General features: G+C 50.4%; 14 protein-coding genes. 7 read left to right on the forward strand and 7 right to left on the reverse strand.

Annotated features, from left to right (window positions below):
- Positions 1 to 6 precede the first annotated feature (6 nt).
- The 4 genes from ACSZLD_RS01950 to ACSZLD_RS01965 all read right to left on the reverse strand — a co-directional run bounded on the left by ACSZLD_RS01950 (position 7) and on the right by ACSZLD_RS01965 (position 5,482).
- A complete protein-coding gene (locus tag ACSZLD_RS01950; RefSeq protein ID WP_444684087.1) occupies positions 7 to 1,056 on the reverse strand; it encodes a homoserine dehydrogenase in 1,050 nt (349 codons plus the stop codon).
- A 24-nt stretch (positions 1,057 to 1,080) separates the two neighbouring features.
- A complete protein-coding gene (locus tag ACSZLD_RS01955) occupies positions 1,081 to 2,283 on the reverse strand; it encodes a cystathionine gamma-synthase family protein (RefSeq protein ID WP_377910284.1) in 1,203 nt (400 codons plus the stop codon).
- A gap of 23 nt (positions 2,284 to 2,306) precedes the next feature.
- Positions 2,307 to 3,515, reverse strand: a complete 1,209-nt coding sequence (locus ACSZLD_RS01960) for a M24 family metallopeptidase (RefSeq protein ID WP_444684088.1) — start codon at positions 3,513 to 3,515, stop codon at positions 2,307 to 2,309.
- Between the two features lie 230 nt (positions 3,516 to 3,745).
- Positions 3,746 to 5,482, reverse strand: coding sequence for a PucR family transcriptional regulator (locus tag ACSZLD_RS01965; RefSeq protein ID WP_444684089.1), 1,737 nt, complete (start codon positions 5,480 to 5,482; stop codon positions 3,746 to 3,748).
- 210 nt (positions 5,483 to 5,692) lie between these two features.
- On the opposite strand from ACSZLD_RS01965, the gene ACSZLD_RS01970 reads away from it, so the two are divergent.
- The 7 genes from ACSZLD_RS01970 to ACSZLD_RS02000 all read left to right on the forward strand — a co-directional run bounded on the left by ACSZLD_RS01970 (position 5,693) and on the right by ACSZLD_RS02000 (position 13,591).
- Positions 5,693 to 7,051 carry a sodium-dependent transporter gene (locus tag ACSZLD_RS01970; protein ID WP_444684090.1) on the forward strand — a complete coding sequence of 453 codons (1,359 nt, stop codon included), beginning with the start codon at positions 5,693 to 5,695 and terminating at the stop codon, positions 7,049 to 7,051.
- 1,387 nt (positions 7,052 to 8,438) lie between these two features.
- Complete coding sequence (locus ACSZLD_RS01975; protein ID WP_168008238.1) at positions 8,439 to 8,621, forward strand: hypothetical protein; 183 nt, start codon at positions 8,439 to 8,441, stop codon at positions 8,619 to 8,621.
- Positions 8,622 to 8,644: 23 nt separating this feature from the next.
- Complete coding sequence (locus ACSZLD_RS01980; RefSeq protein ID WP_377910288.1) at positions 8,645 to 8,899, forward strand: hypothetical protein; 255 nt, start codon at positions 8,645 to 8,647, stop codon at positions 8,897 to 8,899.
- Positions 8,900 to 8,979: 80 nt separating this feature from the next.
- Positions 8,980 to 9,285, forward strand: a complete 306-nt coding sequence (locus ACSZLD_RS01985; protein ID WP_377910289.1) for a DUF4212 domain-containing protein — start codon at positions 8,980 to 8,982, stop codon at positions 9,283 to 9,285.
- A gap of 45 nt (positions 9,286 to 9,330) precedes the next feature.
- On the forward strand, positions 9,331 to 10,992 hold the full coding sequence (locus ACSZLD_RS01990) for a sodium:solute symporter family protein (RefSeq protein WP_444684091.1): 1,662 nt from the start codon (positions 9,331 to 9,333) through the stop codon (positions 10,990 to 10,992).
- The gene (locus ACSZLD_RS01995) at positions 10,973 to 12,889 is read left to right on the forward strand and encodes a DUF294 nucleotidyltransferase-like domain-containing protein (protein ID WP_377910291.1); all 1,917 of its coding nucleotides are present in this window, start codon (positions 10,973 to 10,975) and stop codon (positions 12,887 to 12,889) included. Before ACSZLD_RS01990 ends, ACSZLD_RS01995 begins: the two co-directional genes overlap by 20 nt.
- Before the next feature lie 36 nt (positions 12,890 to 12,925).
- Positions 12,926 to 13,591, forward strand: coding sequence for a 3'-5' exonuclease (locus tag ACSZLD_RS02000; RefSeq protein ID WP_377910328.1), 666 nt, complete (start codon positions 12,926 to 12,928; stop codon positions 13,589 to 13,591).
- Positions 13,592 to 13,685: 94 nt separating this feature from the next.
- Here the strand turns inward: ACSZLD_RS02000 and ACSZLD_RS02005 are convergent, their stop codons facing one another.
- From ACSZLD_RS02005 to ACSZLD_RS02015, 3 genes are all read right to left on the reverse strand, one after another.
- The gene (locus ACSZLD_RS02005; protein ID WP_377910292.1) at positions 13,686 to 15,296 is read right to left on the reverse strand and encodes an L-lactate permease; all 1,611 of its coding nucleotides are present in this window, start codon (positions 15,294 to 15,296) and stop codon (positions 13,686 to 13,688) included.
- A gap of 35 nt (positions 15,297 to 15,331) precedes the next feature.
- Positions 15,332 to 16,972, reverse strand: a complete 1,641-nt coding sequence (gene ggt / locus ACSZLD_RS02010) for a gamma-glutamyltransferase (protein WP_444684092.1) — start codon at positions 16,970 to 16,972, stop codon at positions 15,332 to 15,334.
- Positions 16,973 to 17,068: 96 nt separating this feature from the next.
- Positions 17,069 to 17,692, reverse strand: a complete 624-nt coding sequence (locus ACSZLD_RS02015; protein WP_377910295.1) for a fumarylacetoacetate hydrolase family protein — start codon at positions 17,690 to 17,692, stop codon at positions 17,069 to 17,071.
- Positions 17,693 to 17,696 lie beyond the last annotated feature (4 nt).

A 17,696-nucleotide genomic window follows, 5' to 3' on the forward strand; every position in this document is an offset into this window, starting at 1 on the left:
CTCTCTTTACTGTTTCACTTTTTGTTTCATCCGTTCTGCGTGAATCAAATCAATCAATAGGGAGAATCCGGTCTCGGCGAGGCCGGCGCCTGCACCGCTTAAAAAGATTGGTCCGGATAAATCACATTCATACAAAATGGCATTCACTGCTCCCGGAACGGCTGCCAGCGGATTATCCTCCTCCAGCTCGACCGGTTCAACGGATGCTTTCACCCCGCTGGCCGTCCGCTCAATGGATGCCACGAGACGAAGCCGTTTTCCTGCTGCTTTGGCACGGTCAAGATCTTCTTTTTTAATGCCGGTAATGCCTGTACAGGTCACATCGCCTGCTGCGAGCGGAACCCCGAGGACGACGTTGGAAAGAATAACCGCTTTGTACCTCGCATCGTATCCTTCTACATCGCTTGTCGGATCGGCCTCTGCATAGCCGTTCGCCTGCGCTTGCTCCAGCGCTTCTTCATAGGAAAGTCCCTTTTCCATTTCTGTCAGCATATAGTTCGTTGTTCCGTTTAAAATCCCGCTGATTCGGCTGATCGTGTTGCCGCGAAGCGTTTCCTGCGGCAGCCGCAGTGCCGGAGTTCCGCTCATGACGGTTCCCTCAAAGCCCCAAAACGCGCCGTTTTTATCAGCAAGCTCCTGCAGCTCCCGGTAAGCTACCGCGACAGGACCTTTATTCGTCGTGACAACGTTCTTCCCAAGCTCAAAAGCGGCCCGGCAGTGGTCTGCTGCCGGCTGTCCTGTTTTCACGTCTGTAAACGTTACTTCCACGATCGTATCCGCATTTGTGTTCCGGATCGAATCCATGCTGTCCAGTCCGTACGTGACGCCCTGCCCTTCGTATTCATCCAGCTTTTTACCGCTGGAAACGAGTTCAAGCAGCTGCCGTCCGTCCAGCCCGTCCGGGTGATAGACTGCCCCTTTCATTACATCAGATACTGCCACCACTTTCGTTTCCATTCCTTCTTCATCGCGAAGCTGTGCTTCCTTGTCGAGCAGGATTCTCAAGAGTGCCTGGCCGACCCCTCCGAATCCGATGAATGCTAGTTTGACTGCCATACAAGCCGCCTCCTTGTCATGTTGTTACACGCTTGTGTAGAGCTCCTTTGGCAGCGACTGAAATGCTTGTTCCAAATCGCCGATCAGGTCCTCGATATCCTCTATACCCGCTGAGTAGCGGATCAGACCTTCCGGAATACCCATGGCAGCGCGCTCTTCCGGTGTACACTCTACGTGGCTTGTCGTTCTGGACGGTCCGACGATCGTTTCCACCGCACCAAGGTTCGCAGCCCGGTTCGCAAACTGGAGCTTCGGCAGGAGGTGGCGGACTGTATCCACCCCGCCCTTTACGCTGAAGCTGAGCATACCGCCAAAGCCTTTCATCTGCTCTTTGGCAATGTTGTGATGCGGGTGCTCTTCCAGTCCCGGATAAAAGACGCTCTCGACCATATCAATTGTCTGCAAATATTCAGCTACCTTCTGGGCGTTCTCGTTTTGACGCTCAACACGCAGCTTCAATGTCTTCATGCCGCGCAGAAGCAGGTATGCCGCCATCGGATCAAGCGTTGCTCCATTAATTTCCCGGTAATGATACACCTTTTCGACAAGCTCATGCGAGCCGACAAGCACGCCGCCGAGAGCATCTGCGTGTCCTCCCAGAAATTTTGTGGCACTGTGCAGCACAAGATCGACGCCCATTTCGAGCGGATTCTGGTTGATCGGCGTAGCAAACGTGTTGTCTACGATGACTAGTGCCCCAGCTTTTTTACCTGCTTTTGCCATACGCGCAATATCGGTAATTTTCACCGTGGGATTCGTCGGTGTTTCCAGATACAGCACTTTACAGCCTTTTTCCACTTCGCGCTCAATTGCTTCATGATCCCCTGTATCGCAAAGCTCCACATCAATATTCATTTGTGGCAGAAACTCTGTGAAAATCTTGTTCGTTCCGCCGTACGTATCTTTAATGGATACGATTCTGTCTCCAGGACGGAGGAAGGTGCTGAGCGTGTTGCTGATCGCTGCCATTCCTGTAGAAAAGCTTGTTGCGTGCTCCGCTCCCTCGAGAATTTTTACCTTCTGTTCAAACGCCTCGACTGTCGGATTCGTGTTTCGGCCGTAGATGTGTCCCTTTTTATTTCCTACCGCTACCTCATACCATTCGTCCATATCTTCATATCCGTAGGACACGCTGTGTACGACCGGCACTTGTGTCGCTCCGAATGCCAAATAGTCCTGCTCTCCTGCCCAGATTGCTTTTGTTCCCATCTTTGTCTCTTTGTTCATAGTAAAAACCTCCCTCACAAATTTTACGAAATTTCACCGCTCTGCTGATTCATCAAAAAAGGGTGCTTTACGATCAGCTCCCGCGGATAGTTGGAGAACGTCGTACAGCCTGTTTCCGTAATCCGAAGTGTTTCCGATATTTCAATGCCGTACTGATCAAACCAGAGTGCCGGAATCAGATGGAATGTCATGTTCGGCTCCAGCACCGTTTCATCGCCCCGGCGGATGCTTGCTGTATGCTCGCCCCAGTCCGGCGGATAGCCGAGACCGACAGAGTAACCGAGCCTTGCTTCCTTTTCAATGCCGTAGCGTCCGATCGACTTGCGCCACGCTTCTTCCATATCAGAGCAGGTGGCACCTGGCTTCGCTGCATCGAGCACCGATGCAATTCCTTCCTGTACAATCGGCTGCAGCTGCTGAAGCCGGTCATCGGGTGTGCCAATCGTCACCGTTCTCGCAAGCGGAACGTGGTAGCGCTTGTAGCAGCCTGCAAGTTCGATAATCGTGGAATCCCCATCCTCAAAAGGACGCTCGCTCCACGTCAAATGCGGAACACCGGTATTTTTTCCGGAAGGAATGAGCGGAACAATGGACGGATAATCCCCGCCGTAATCGTCTGTGCCGCTGATCATGCTGTAATAAATATGAGCTGCAGCATCATTTTCCCTGCTGCCGATCCGGATATTGTCCACGCCGCTGCTCATCGCCTTATCGGCAATTTGCGCTGCACGCTCCATGTATGCAATCTCCTGGGTGGATTTGACGATGCGAACGCGGTTGACGACGAGATCTCCATCTGTAAAGACGGCGTTTGGCAGTGCCTGCTGTAATTTCATAAACGCTTTCGCGCTGAAGTAGTAGCTGTCCATCTCTACTCCGGTTCGTCGGTTTCCATGACCAATCTGCGTTAAGATCTCTCCGATAAATGACATTGGATGGTACACGTCGGAGTGAACGTAGTAGTCCGGGTAGGCGATGATATTTTCGTCGTAAATCCAGGTGGTCACTCTAGCGCCATTGGCATCAAGATAGCGGCCGATCCAAAGAGGCTGCGGCTCATCGATAATAATGACAACCATCTGGTGTACGTAAAAAGACCATGCATCATATCCAGTCAGGTAATTCATATTCGCCGGATCGGTTACAAGCAGCACTTCGATGTCCCGCTCGGCCATTTTCTCTTTTGTTTTCAATAGGCGCTCCTGATATTCCTGAATATCAAAAGGAAGCATGTCTATCCACCCTCTTTCGTTTGAAAGTTTTGATTGTTCTTACTTTTCATCATAGACGCTCAGCATCATTTATGTGATGTACAAACTGTATGAACATTTATCTACCCGGTTTATACACTTTCAACAAATGGCTTTGCATCAAGCTCTTTAAGCCTTTTAAACCGTTATATTTCCTCACAAAAAAAGCTTCCGGACTGTTAGAAGTCCAGAAGACATTTGTAGGAAGCAGCTTACGTCCATCCTCGGCTCCGATCGCTTTGAATACCCAGTGCCGGACGCTGCAAATCTTTAAGCTGCCAAAGCCGAATGGTAAGCTCTAACAGGAATACATCGTCAGCCTCGAGGAGCGACAGTCCGGTGAGGGATTCAATATTACGAAGCCGGTAGAGCAGCGACTGCCTGTGAAGGTGCAGCGCGCGGGCCGTCTGGCTCACATTTCCACTGTAGCGGTTGTAGGTCATAAATGTATGAATCAAATCAGTCTGACGTTTTTCATCATAGTCGGCGAGCGGTTTAACAATTTCATGCACGAGCGACTGAATGTCGTGGTTGGCAGACATAGCAAGCAGCACCCGGTTAATTCTCGTATCTTTATAAAACGTCCGGCTCGTCTCTTCTGCCTTGCGAATGCCAATTTCGAGCGCAGTATAGGCTTCACGGTAGCTTAGGTGAAATCCATTCGCCTCTTCTTTTTTAACCGAAATGCCCCAGCGCAGTCCAATTTCCGTGAGCATGTCGGAGAGCCTGCGCTCAATATAGTCGAGAAACTGATTCGCCGTTTCTGTATAAACATCGTAGGCTGCTTCGAGAAATACAATGACTTCATCCTCATCGAACGTAGCCATAGCCCGCCTGCCAATGAACCTCGCTGCACTGTTGATTTCTTTTTGAATGTAATAGTTCACATTTTGCAGAGAGGAGGTCGGCGGATTGTCTTTATGGAACGACGGAAATTCCGATTCATCTTCTCTAAGATGAATTCTTCCTACGATGCAGACGTATGGCAGATCAAGATCATAGCCGAGAAGCTCCGCCTTGGAACGAATAACTCCGAAGTCATCCGGTTCTTCTTTGGCCAGCTGCAAAATAAAGCTGTCTTTTACTTTAATCTCACGCGCCTCTACTGCATCTTCTTTAATAAAGAAAAGAGCGCACGCGGTGACCGCATGCTCTAATACGTTCATCGTAAACCACGTCATCGGCTTACCATCTGGAAGCCTGAACCAGACAAACCCCTGCTTTCGGTGCTTCGTATGAATCAGGACGCGGCACCAGCGCTCTCCAGCTGTATCATATACAAATATATGCGGATGCAGCCTGTGTTCGCTGAATGCAGCACCTAAATGCTGCTCAATTTCATACGCCTTCGGGCGGGTCCACTGTTTTGCCTCTACTGCAGTGAGCACCTCATCCGAAACATCGTAATACGCCCGCATTGTTCCATCGAACTCCGTGATCATCGCCGGCATACGCGTATGACGGTGCAACAGTTCGGCAATCTCCTGTAAATCCCCTTCCTGGAGCACTTGATTCAAAAAATCCAGCCTGATTTCCTCCGACACCTGCCGCTCCTCCTGCTTGCTCTTGTTAATTTCATCTAAAACGGTGGAAATGACATCGCCGAAACGAATGTCCCAGGGAAGATCTACAATAATAAAGCCGTGGTCCTCCGCCAGCTGCAGCACCCGGTCCGGAATATCAAATATGTGCCGGCCGGTTGCGATTCCGAGCATGGAAGCGCCGGAATGAATAACATCTGAAACAAATTTTTCAAGCAGGTCGGCATCTTCACCAATGCCGATGCCCGTCGTCAGCACAAACTCTTTTTCCCGAATGAAATTCTCTACCGGGGTCTCCATTACAGACACCCATTCCACCTCGTTTTGTTTCAGCCTGCTCTCACCCGCCCGGACCTGCGCCGTTGCAAACAGCGGAGCGTGAATAATCTGCTCTGCAAATACTCCCATACCGTTCACCCCATCCGTTTTCTTTCTATTCTGATTATAGTGTCGCACGGGTTGCACACCTTGGCAACCAATCCGTTTCATGGAAAATCACGGTGAGCTTCGACTTTTTCTGAAAATATGAAAAAATAACTGTTTTCATTTTTTCATAATGTGTTATAGTAAAATTCTAAAACTTTTACACTTCAACGTTTTAAAGGGGGAGCACATTTTATGGTATCGCAACAACCAGCCAGAGAACAGTGGGGATCGCGGCTCGGCTTTATGCTCGCAGCGCTCGGTTCTGCTGTCGGACTCGGGAACATCTGGCGTTTCTCATATGTTGCCGGAGAAAGCGGCGGTGCTGCATTCTTACTTATTTATATCTTATGTATTATTGCAATTGGTCTGCCGATTTTAATGGCAGAATTTACAATCGGACGCCGGGCACAGCTTGATGTCGTCGGCTCGTTTCAATCACTCGCGCCTGGCAAACCCTGGGTTATTGCCGGCTTTATGGGAGTCGCATCTGCATTTATTATTTTGGCCTTTTACGGCGTTGCAGCCGGCTGGTCGCTCTTTTACTTCTTCCAATATGTATTTGGCGGACTGAATGTCGCAGCGGAAGGCGCTTCGGCAGATTTCTTTGTGAATTTTCACACGTCGCCGATTCATCCGCTGTTCTGGCAGTTTGCCTTTATGGCAACCGTCACCGGAATTGTATTTGTCGGAGTTAAAAAAGGCATTGAGGCGTCCAACAAGTTTCTGATGCCGCTCCTGGCCATACTCGTTCTTGTTTTGGCCGGATACAGCATGACACTTAACGGCGCCGGTGAAGCGTTGAGCTTCCTGTTCTCTCCTGACTGGAGCGCCCTTACCGATCCGGCCATTTATCTGGCAGCTATGAGTCAGGCCTTTTTCTCCCTCAGCCTGGGAATGGGGGCATTGATTACCTACGGATCCTATTTATCCAAAAAAGAAAAGCTGCCTGGAGCAGCTGTCGGCGTAGCATCCATGGACTCGCTGTTCGCGATCGTCGCAGGTCTTATGATTTTTCCGGCCGTCTTTACGTTCGGCATTGCGCCTGACTCCGGACCAGGACTCGTTTTCATTACGCTGCCGGAGATTTTCTCCAGCATGTCGCTTGGAACCGTATATGGATTGACCTTCTTTTTCCTGCTTTCTGCTGCGGCTATTACTTCCGGAGTTTCCCTGTTGGAAGTTGCTGTCGCCTACTTCATGCGCCAGTTTGAATGGTCCAGACAGAAGGCCGCTTTCATCATCGGCTCCATTATCTTTTTGCTTGGTATTCCAGCCTCCCTCGGTCTCGGTGTCTGGTCAGACATCACGCTGATCGGCGGACGGGATATATTCGATTCGATGGACTTCCTGGCTTCGTACATCTTCCTTCCGCTCGGCGGAATGATTATCGCCCTCTTTATCGGATGGGGATGGAAGAAAGCCGATGCGTTCGAAGCTTCAGATTTTGGAGACACGCTGCTCGGAAACATCTGGATCTGGCTGCTGCGAGTCTTCGCACCAGTTGGTATCCTGCTCGTTTTCATTTATTCAACAGGCATTTGGACGTTCTAAAAATCGTATAAGCGGTCACGCTGCCGGCGATCCTTATGAAGGATCGCCGGTTCATCGTGTTGATAACGTCATTTCAGGTGAATAAGATGGCATCTGCCTGTATCTGCGGACCCCCCGCTTTCCGGAGGAAACGGTCTCAGCTAACCGCTTCTTCCTTTCGTCCGCCGGATCTTCGCCTCGTTCTGATCCTCTCGGAGTCGAGGTCCTCCGATTTAGCAGCTGGCTGTCCGGTTGAAACCCTGGTGATGATTCACACGAGCTTGTTCCATCTAGAGGGAACCTTTCGTTAGGCAGCGCTTCGATGTCGAATTGGGATGAACGTCAACGTATCCACTAAAAAAAGCCGCAGCGTCCAGCGATTTGGAACGTTTTTCTTCATCAAACAAATCCATTTCCCCTTTGTGTCCGGCGGGGACGTGGAAGCCGCGCAGCCTGAAGATGCCGTGCCGTTCAGATCTGCGAACGGTATCCACGCATGAGCGGAGCCGGACTGGCTTTTGAAGGCTTCTTGTGAGAAGCCTGTGTCCGAGTGAAGCCTCATCGCCGTTCGATCTTGAACGGCATGAAAAGCGCGAGCGGAGCCGGACTAGGTCTTGAAGGCTTCTTATGAGAAGCCTGAATCCGAGTGAAGCCGCGCCATCCTCCCTGCAGAAAGGGGGTCACCCTGAGAAATAGCTGAAGGCCAGCCCACGACAGGCTCGATAATGCAGAAGGGCAATACAAGCAAACGAATAAGCATGTAAGTGGAAAGACTTTTTCAACAGCCTGTGCCGGCGATCCTCATGAAGGATCGCCGGTTTTTTGCAGTCAAAAACATACCTGCTTTGTCGAAGAAGAGCTCGTAAAAACAGCTCTCGCTTTTCAGCGGGCAATACCATCGACCATTAGAAAAACGATCGGAAACCGCTCCGTGCTTCTGCTCCAAAGCGGTAACGGGGGAAATGCGTTATTCACTATCCGGCATATTTCTGCTCTTGCGCCCGTACTGATGCAGCCCAGCTCCACCCGCAGTCCGGTTGTACCAGCGGCTGCTGAGCTCGTTTGTACGCTGAAGGTTCAAGCTGTTATTCTGCTGTCTTTATTCGGTGCATCCGCGGTACCATCATTCTAAAAAAAAAGATAATGAAGCGCTATCCCTTTCATTCAGGGACTTTGTTGCTTCAAAGCGGTAGTACATTACGCCTTTTTTTGGCAAATAAGTTGCTTCAAGTCTGAAAATTTGAAATAATCAAAGGTGTCTCTTTTTACAGTGAATTGTAAAAGAGACATTTGTTACCCGGTTCTGTTATACGTCAGATGTTTTTCTACCATACTGATTTGTAATAGAGCCTCGTATACTCGGGGTGGTCTGACCGCTTCCGATATGTTTGAAGGAGGGTTTCGTACCATGTGGATGCTTATTTTATTTTGGACGCTCGCGCTTGCAGCCGTGATCGGAACGATCCGCTACAAAAAACCGCTCCTGCTCACCGTGCCGTTTTTTGCCATCATCGGTTTCGTATTCGTGCAGGTTGCCATGGTCCCAATGCCGTTTTGGGACACGCTGAAATTCATCTTCAGTATGCGCTGAATGACGGAGGGATCAGACAGACAATGAGTGAAGTACGCTGTCCTTCGTGCCGCAGCCGTGACGTTAAGGTCATTGAGCGCTGGCAGTATATGTTTATGATGTCTGTCCTGCCAGTTGTTGTAACAACTGCAGTCGGCATCCTGTTTACACCGCTGTTCCTGCTGTTTATTCCGGCTATTCTGCTTACAAACGACCTCATCGCCAGGCGCAAGACGCCAATGATGATCTGCCGTTCCTGCAGACGAACAACCCGTGAAGCTCAGCATCAGACGCGCTAATTTGAAAGCGATTACACCATTAAAGGAGGTGAGGCTCCGAGCACCGGCAGTTCAAGACATACTAAGAAGGAGTGACAGACATGCGAAAAGTTGAAAAAGCGACTGCAGACAAATACTTTCGAATCCGTACGATGATGGTCATTATTTTTCTCGCCATCGGTTTTTCTGTATCCTTCGGGGTTGCGTTCTTCGCTGAAAGCATTTACGAAGGCGGCGCTCTCATTCTCGGAATGCCTGCCCACTATTATATGGGGGCACAGGGAGCAGTTATTACGTTCGTTGTACTGCTCTTTCTGAACGCTATGATCAGCGACCGTGTCGATAAGGCGTTTGGTATTGATGAGAAGCAAAACGAACAAATAAGCGGCGGAGCTTCTGACCATTAATCATCTTGAACCGCCGCTTCTATCATTGCGAAGGAGGGAACTTTCTTGGACCAGCAGTCAATTGTGTCACTTACGCTTATTCTATTAACATTTGCCTTATACATCGGAATTTCTGTTTACAACCGTGCTAAAGTCACTTCGGATTTCTACGTAGCCAGCCGCGGCATCCCGCCGGTATGGAACGGGATGGCCATTGGCGGCGACTGGATGAGTGCCGCCTCATTTATCGGCATGGCCGGTACAGTTATGATTCTCGGCTACGACGGGCTCGCTTACATAATGGGCTGGACGGGAGGCTATTTGCTCCTGACCTTCCTGCTCGCTCCGCAGCTCCGTAAATACGGCCGTTTTACCGTACCGGAATTTATCGGCGACAGATTCGACAGCAACGTCGCCCGTCTGATCGCTGCGATTGCGACGATCATCATCAGTTTCACCTATATCATCGGACAGCTGTCAGGATCCGGTGTCGTGATCGGACGACTCTTAAACCTGCCGGCATCAACGGGGGTTATGATCGGGGTTGTCGTTATTGCGATTTACGCCTCCCTCGGCGGGATGAAAGGGGTCACCTGGACCCAGGTCGCTCAGTATTTGATATTAATTACGGCCTACATCATACCGATTATCTTTATGTCGCTTCAGGTAACAGGAAATCCGCTGCCGTGGCTGACGTACGGTAACATCGTAAATGAGCTCGGTGCAATCGACCGGGAGCTTGGAATCTCGGAATACTTTGCACCGTTTACCGAGAGCGACAGAAGTCAGTTTCTCGCTCTGCTCTTTACACTTATGGTCGGTACTGCCGCCCTTCCGCACGTTATTGTCCGTTTTTATACGGTAACGACGATGAAGGCTGCCAGATGGAGCGGTGCCTGGGCACTTCTCTTTATTGCCCTTCTCTATCTCTCTGCACCGGCCTATGCGGCGTTTTCGCGCTTTATCATTATGACGCAGGTCGTCGGTCAGCCGATTGATGAACTTCCCGCCTGGACAGAACCGTGGGTCAACACAGGCCTGCTTGAAATTGCTGATGCAGGCGGAGATGGGATTCTTGAATGGGAAGACCTCGTAATCAATCCGGATATTGTCGTGATGGCAACGCCGGAGATCGCAAACCTCGGTGTCTTTGTCGTCGGTCTCATTGCAGCCGGCGCCATGGCAGCTGCTCTGTCAACTGCCGGCGGTCTCTTGATTACGATTTCGTCCTCCTTTGCACACGACATTTACTATCGGCTTCTGAAGCCGGATGCAACCGATGCAAAGCGTCTGAAGGCCGGACGAATTGCGATCGTGCTTGCCACCGTAGCTGCAGGTATTGTCGCTCTTGATCCGCCAGGGGTTATTACGCAGATCATTGCCTGGGCATTCGGTTTAGCAGGCGGAACCTTTTTCCCGGTACTGTTCCTTGGTGTCTGGTGGAAGCGAATGAACGCACAAGGCGCTATCGCCGGCATGCTTGGCGGACTCGGTGTGACGCTCGTTTATATCTTCCTGTCTATGAACGGTATCATGCTGTTCGGTATTCAGGATACAGGCGCAGGGGTCTTCGGGGTTACCGCAAACCTTCTGCTCGTCATTATCGTGTCGCTGCTGACACCGCCTCCTGCTCAGCACCTGCAGGATGAAGCGATGGATCTTCGCTATCCGGAGCAGATGACGTATAAAGATGGTGAGGTCTGGATGAATGACTCAGCCGACAAGTAAGGAATCGATTCGACGGCATCCTCTCTTCAGCGGGCTTAACTCTGCTGAAGCGGAGGAGCTGATCGATCAGTGTGAGCAGGTGGCCTACAGTCGCGGTGAGAAAATACTATATGCGAAAACCGCACGGGAAGGTCTGCTCCTTATTCTTGAAGGAGTCACGGAAGTGTTTGTGGATACGGATGGCTCGGCCTCGCAGGAGGTGCTGGAAGTACTGGAAGCCGGTGAAATGCTTGGCTTTTCAAGTCTTGCTGACTTTCTCGGAGAACCAAACGAGCATGAGGAGTCCTACACCGTCGAGGTTCGCGCGGCGGAAGAAACCTCCTGCCTGCATATCCCGTATTCAGTTCTCGAAGCCAGATGGCATGATGAAACAGTTCGCGACTATGTGATGCGTCAGGTGGCGGTAAGACTGCGTGAGATTTATGCGTCACTTGCTGAACAAGTTCGTCTTTCCAGGCAGTGGGGAGAAAGCGAGCCATTCATCCGTCGAGTGCAGGACTTGATGAATGCCCCGCCTGTGACGCTTCCGGAATCCACCCCGGTCAAAGAAGCGGCGGTGAAGATGGAACAGCATGCTGTAAGCTCGCTGATCATCGTCAATGAAAGCGGCGGTATTACAGGCATCATGACGGAAAAAGACATCGTAAACCGGTTCGTCGCTCCCGGCAAATCCGACGGCACTGTGAAAGACATTATGACGCCGGATCCGGTTGTAATCGGCAGATCCGCCTACTATTATCAGGCACTGTCCACCTTTCTCGTCAATGGCATTAAACACCTGCCTGTCGTCTCCGGAACGGAACCTGCCGGGATCGTTACGCTTTCCGATCTGCTTCGCAGCAAAAACCGGGGGACGTTTGATATTTTGCAGGAGATTGAAGCTTCCTCACCGGAAAAGCTGCCCGAAGTGAGAACTGCCATTTACGGCGTTCTCGGCAAGCTCCTTGAAGATGGCATTCCAATTAAGCACGTTCTCAGCGTTATCACCAGCCTCTATGACAGGCTCATTCGTCACTGTATCGAGCTTGCACTTGAGGAGATGAAAGCTGACGATGAAGGAGAACCGCCTTGCGCATTTGGTTTCTTTGTAATGGGCAGTGCCGGAAGAGCAGAACAATTCCTGCTCACCGACCAGGATCATTTTCTCGTTTACGAAAACGTTCCGGCTGATCAGCAGAAAGAAGCAGACCGTTATTTTGAAAGGCTCGGTGCCGTTATTACCTCTTTTCTTGAAACAGCCGGCTACAAGCGCTGTGACGGCGATATGATGGCAGAATTCAAGCAGTGGCGCGGGTCTATCAATCGCTGGGAAGAGCGGATACGCACGTGGGGCCTGAGAGCTACTAACGACAACATTCTGCTCGGACACAACTTTCTCGCCTTCCGTTTTCTTTACGGAGACGAGGTATTGCGCGATTCGTTTACGTCCATGGTCAAGCAGCAGATGACCAAGTCGCGCATCTTTCTGTACCGGGCCGCGGAAAACGAGAAACAGGCGCTTGTGCCAACCCTTGATCACCCAATCCGGGCTTTGTTCCGTATGAAGCGCGATAAGCTTGATATTAAAAAAGAAGCTCTATTTCCCCTGTATCATTCCCTGCAGCTGTTAAGCGCTCAGCATGAAATCGTAGAGGCAACTCCTGCCGAAGCGATACGCGCTCTCCGCAGGCGCAAGGTATTCAGCGAACAGTTTACGGATGAAATCATGTTCGCGTATGAAGTTCTGCTTGCGGTCCGGGTTTCTCAGTCGTGGAGCCGCTACCAGCGCGGCGAAGAGTCATCAAGCGAAGTCCAGTTCGTGCACATGAAAACGAGGGAGAAAGAGGAGCTGATTATTGCTCTCAAAGCAGTCCGCTCCCTTCAAAATCAGATGCTTGCCTCATTCGGAATAATGTAAGTGTGAATCCAGCATAAAGGAGCGCTTCCCATGATGATGTTCTGGAAGAAAAAGAAGCTTCACTACCAGCTCGTTCAGGATCAGCCGCTGAATACGCCGATCAGCGAGCTCTCGTTTACGGTGTTCGATACGGAAGCTACCGGTTTTTCTGTCGGCAGCCACGACCGGCTGATTGAAATTGGTGCCGTCCACGTGGAACGTCTGAAAGTAACCGACGATACGTTTCAGACTTACGTGAATCCCGGACGCGCTATTCCAGAGCGGATTACGGAATTGACAGGCATCACCGATGATCATGTGAAGGACGCTCCTGATTCACTGGAGGCAATAGAACGGTTTTATGAGTATATTGAAAAGCATGAGAGCGGCGGTTGGGTGGGGCACTATCTCGCTTTCGATGTCCTCGTTCTGAAGAAGGAGCTGCTTCGCCACAAGTACACGTTTGACGAGCCGCTCTATTTTGACACACTTGACCTCATCGGCTACCTGGCGCCTTCCTGGGATATGCGCGATCTTGAGCATTACGCACTCAGTTTTGGGACAAAAATATTTGAACGACACAGTGCGGTCGGTGACGCACTGACAACGGCCCATCTGCTTGTAGAACTGCTTCATTATTTAGAGGACCGCGGCAAACGAACGCTAGCCGATCTGATTGATATCACCCAGGGAGAGAACGGCAATTCCGCTTTTCAACGCTGAATCAGTTTCATCGCTTGCTGATCAACGCTTTATCCTGCAAATAGTACAAGCGAAGACCGCATCTCCTGTAAAGGAAGATGCGGTCTTCTGTCTTTTATGCTCCTATGAGATGCAGTAGTACGGCTGTTGCAGACACGGCTATTCCTGCAATAAGGCAGAAGACAAGCGTCGGCTTAAATACCTCTGCATCCTTCCCTTGGATGCCTGCCGTACTCGTCCCTAAGACAACGTTGGCAGGGGCGATCGAGTTACCGATTGCACCGCCTGTTGACTGTGCTGCAATCGTCGCAGCAAGACCCAGGCCATCCATCGATTCCGCCACGTTTCCATGCAGTGGTGCGAACAGAACGTTTGAAGAGGTATTGGACGAGGTCATAAAGGCCCCGATAATACCGATAATATTTGCGAGCGCCACATACACGGGCGGAGTAGAAACGGTGGCGATGCCAAGTGCAATAACCGTCGTTTGTCCGGATGTACCCATAATTTCTGTCATTGTTAAGAACCCGGATATCGCGAGTGATGCTCCAATTGCGTTACCGAGCAGTCCTTTGCGGATTTCTTTCGTTGCATCATCACTGAAGAGCTTCAGCTTTCGATAATAGAAAACAGCAAAGATCGATGCAAGCAGCAAATATGTTCCCGGATGAGTGAGCGGAGCGATCGGTGAATACATGCCTTCCGCCTCTTCCTCAAAACCATACCCCGTTTCAGTTGCCGGGAACGGGAAGCCGAATTCAAACTGCTCCAAAAACTCGTTTACCTGAGGAATACCTAGAGCAAGCACCGAAACAACCGTCAGTACATAATACGGCATAAATGCTTTATGCAAGGAAATTTTCGGTTTTTCAGACGTGCTTTGATGCTCCTCTTCCAACACATCCGTTTCATCTTCGAGCTCCGTACGCTCACTGTATTTTTTACGGCGGGCAAATAAGAGCAGCACCACCATTGCAAGTGTTGCCGGGATAAAGGTGGACAGTGTAGCATTTACCTGTGTCAAAGCAAGCTGGCCGCCGCCATGAATCAGGGAAATGATAACAACCACCCAAAATCCTTCTTTTACACCCTTCCATTTTGCAAATAAGTAGCAGATCATTAGTCCGGCCAGCAGGTTCGGAATCCAAAGCAGAATTGATGTGTAGAACAGCGTTAGTGCCTGCTCCTGAATTTCTACCGCGTTAATCGTTGCAATCCAGCCGACTGCAAGCGTTCCGAACATGTTGGCCCAAGCATGACCAATCAACGGGATCACGACAGCGGTAACCGGCTTTACACCGATCCCGATCAGCAGCGGTGCTACAACTGCAATAGGTGCGCCGAAGCCTGCTATCCCCTGCAGGAAGGAAGCGAAAACCCAACCGAAGGCGAGAATAAGAAAAAGGTAGTTCTGGCTATGTTCCTGGATTTCCTCACGGATAACCGTAAACGCACCTGCTTCCTTCGTTACCTGATAGAGAAGCAGAGCAGGCCAAACGACAAGTAAAATAAAGAATGCTTCCCAAAGCCCTTTCCCGAATCCGACCGCCACCGCATCAAACGGTGCCTGATAAAGCGTAAACGCAATCAGCGTTGCAATCCCCATTGCGATCCAGCCGGACCGTGGACCCGACCAGCGCAGAACGACCAGCATAATCAGCAGGAGAACGAGCGGCAAAGCCGCTGCTCCCCAGTGAAGCAGGTCCAGAGGAAGATTTCCCTCCATGATAATCTCTCCTTTCATCTATCGTGCTTCATGTGTTACCAGCTAAGTGCGATGCCGTCTCCACGGGGGTCTGCTCCCGCCTCATAGCACGTTGGACGGAATAATACAGCCTGCGCATGGCCCATTTGCTGCGAATAGCCGGGCGTAATTTCTATTTCGTGGCCAAGGTCGCCAAGCGCCGTTAAGATACTGTCCGGAATCCGCTTTTCCATTTTGAGAGAAGAGCTGTTTTCGCCCCACGTTCTTCCGTACAGCCAGCGAGGTGCTTCAATCGCCTGCTGGACATTGTAGCCGAAGTCAACAATTCTTGTCAGCAGTGCGCATTGTGTTTGAGGCTGTCCTTCTCCTCCCATTGTCCCGAACAGAAGGAACGGATCTCCGTCTTTTAAAGCGAGTGCCGGAATAATCGTATGGAATGTTCGTTTTCCCGGATCCAGCCGATTCGGATGATCGTCATCCAGGCTGAAGAAAGAGCCTCGGTTCTGAAGCAGAAATCCTCCATCAGCCATAAAGCCGGAACCGAATTCATGATAAATGCTTTGAATCATTGAGACAGCATTTCCTTCCGTATCAACGGCTGCAAAGAATGTTGTATCTTTATTAACGGAAAGCTCCGGAAGCCGCGGCAGATCTGCAACCGGGTATGCCTTGTGTAAATCAATCTGATCGACCATTTTTTTCGTATGTGCATCAGAAAGAAGCGACTCAATCGGCACTTGTTCATACGCCGGGTCAGTCACCCACTGATCACGATACGTAAATGCTACTTTTGCTGCTTCCGCCATCACATGGTAATATTCTTTCGTGTTGTCTCCAAGTGCGGCGACAGGGAAATATTCCAGGATGTTCAGCATCATGAGAGTGGCAATCCCTTGTGTATTTGGACGCATTTCAAACACTTCATATGCTTCATGATACGTTGTAGAAAGCGGAGTCTCCCATGTGGATTCATGCGAGCGCATGTCGTCCATTGTCAGCAGTCCACCGGCCTGCTGAAGCGATGCGGTTACCTGCTCTGCAATAGGTCCTGAATAAAACGCTTCTGCCCCTTCCTCCGCAATGCGGCGCAGCGTCTCTGCAAGCTCCGGCTGCTTGACGATCTCGCCTGGCTGAGGCACGTTCCCGCCTGGAAGCAGAATCGCGGCAGCTTTATCATGCTGGTTAATGACCTCTTGCTTTTCAAACAGAAACCGGCTGAACTTTTCTGTCACGGTAAATCCTGATTCTGCAAAATAAATCGCTTCCTCAAACAATTCCGGCCACGTTAAGTTGCCGTAAGCTTGATGCAGCTCCTGCCAGGCTGCCACCGTTCCAGGAACTGTGTTTGCTGCAAGCGGACCACGATCGGGGATTTCTTCATAGCCCTGGTCAGTATAAAAGCGGCGTGAGGCATTTTCCCCGGCGCGGCCGCTGCCGTTTAAGGCTTGAACGTCTTCATCTTTATTTTTAACGAGTGCAAATAAATCTCCGCCAAGGCCGGCCATGTGAGGGTAAACGACACATAGAACGGTATTGACTGCAATCGCCCCTTCCACGGCGTGACCACCGCGGCGCAAAATCTGCTCGCCTGCCTGAGTAGCGAGATAGTTCGGCGATGTCACTGCTCCTCTGACTCCTTGAACAGGTTTTCTGCCAGTATCAAAATAAGGCGCATTAGCTCCTGTGTAATGCTGCATGCAACCATCCTCCTTTAAGATTTCATGTAAAGCCAATCTTCCCATTAAAAAAGTGGGATAAACATGCTTTATCCCACCTCAAGTTCCATTTTTATTCTATTCGCTTGACTGAATCCGAAATGTACCCGCTTTTTGGTTGTTGTAAAAGAGGACTAGTTCATCCCCTTTTTGCACTTTCCCGACTCCTTCCGGGGTACCCGTATAGAGCAGATCCCCTGGACCGATGCCAAGAAGCGGACCAGTAAAGTCGACAAGCTCACGCAGGGAAAAGATCATTTGAGCAGGTGATCCTTCCTGAACTACCTCATGATTCTTTTCTAATCGGAAGGTTGTGTGCTGCCACTGCTTCTCATCAAACGGAAAAAACGGACCGACTGCAGCCGAATATTTAAATCCTTTTGCTGCAAGCCAGGGATGCCGCTTCTGCTTTAATTTTTCCTGACGGTCCCTCAACGTGAAATCAATTCCTACTGCTGTCTGCCCAATCATTTCCTGAAGAGATTTATCCGGGCTGTACGTATCTTTAAAAAGGACGACAAGCTCTGTTTCATAATGAACCTCTCCGGCATCCTCAGGCAGGTCAAGCGTTTTATCTGCACCGTGAGCCAGAGCATGTGTCGGCTTCATAAACAGCATTGGTGCGTCCGGCACCTCATTTCCGAGCTCCTTCGCATGATCAGCGTAGTTTCTGCCTACACAGTAGATGTTACGGATATCCACAAGC

Origin of the sequence: Alkalicoccus luteus (assembly GCF_052061695.1) — a bacterium.
In the GTDB taxonomy this organism is placed as follows: domain Bacteria; phylum Bacillota; class Bacilli; order Bacillales; family Salisediminibacteriaceae; genus Alkalicoccus; species Alkalicoccus luteus.

Coding starts and splice junctions, on each gene's coding strand:
- ACSZLD_RS01950 (WP_444684087.1), bottom strand. CDS start 1,056: ATGGCAGTCAAACTAGCATTCATCGGATTCGGAGGGGTCGGCCAGGCA.
- ACSZLD_RS01955 (WP_377910284.1), bottom strand. CDS start 2,283: ATGAACAAAGAGACAAAGATGGGAACAAAAGCAATCTGGGCAGGAGAG.
- ACSZLD_RS01960 (WP_444684088.1), bottom strand. CDS start 3,515: ATGCTTCCTTTTGATATTCAGGAATATCAGGAGCGCCTATTGAAAACA.
- ACSZLD_RS01965 (WP_444684089.1), bottom strand. CDS start 5,482: ATGGGAGTATTTGCAGAGCAGATTATTCACGCTCCGCTGTTTGCAACG.
- ACSZLD_RS01970 (WP_444684090.1), top strand. CDS start 5,693: ATGGTATCGCAACAACCAGCCAGAGAACAGTGGGGATCGCGGCTCGGC.
- ACSZLD_RS01975 (WP_168008238.1), top strand. CDS start 8,439: ATGTGGATGCTTATTTTATTTTGGACGCTCGCGCTTGCAGCCGTGATC.
- ACSZLD_RS01980 (WP_377910288.1), top strand. CDS start 8,645: ATGAGTGAAGTACGCTGTCCTTCGTGCCGCAGCCGTGACGTTAAGGTC.
- ACSZLD_RS01985 (WP_377910289.1), top strand. CDS start 8,980: ATGCGAAAAGTTGAAAAAGCGACTGCAGACAAATACTTTCGAATCCGT.
- ACSZLD_RS01995 (WP_377910291.1), top strand. CDS start 10,973: ATGACTCAGCCGACAAGTAAGGAATCGATTCGACGGCATCCTCTCTTC.
- ACSZLD_RS02000 (WP_377910328.1), top strand. CDS start 12,926: ATGTTCTGGAAGAAAAAGAAGCTTCACTACCAGCTCGTTCAGGATCAG.
- ACSZLD_RS02005 (WP_377910292.1), bottom strand. CDS start 15,296: ATGGAGGGAAATCTTCCTCTGGACCTGCTTCACTGGGGAGCAGCGGCT.
- ggt (WP_444684092.1), bottom strand. CDS start 16,972: ATGCAGCATTACACAGGAGCTAATGCGCCTTATTTTGATACTGGCAGA.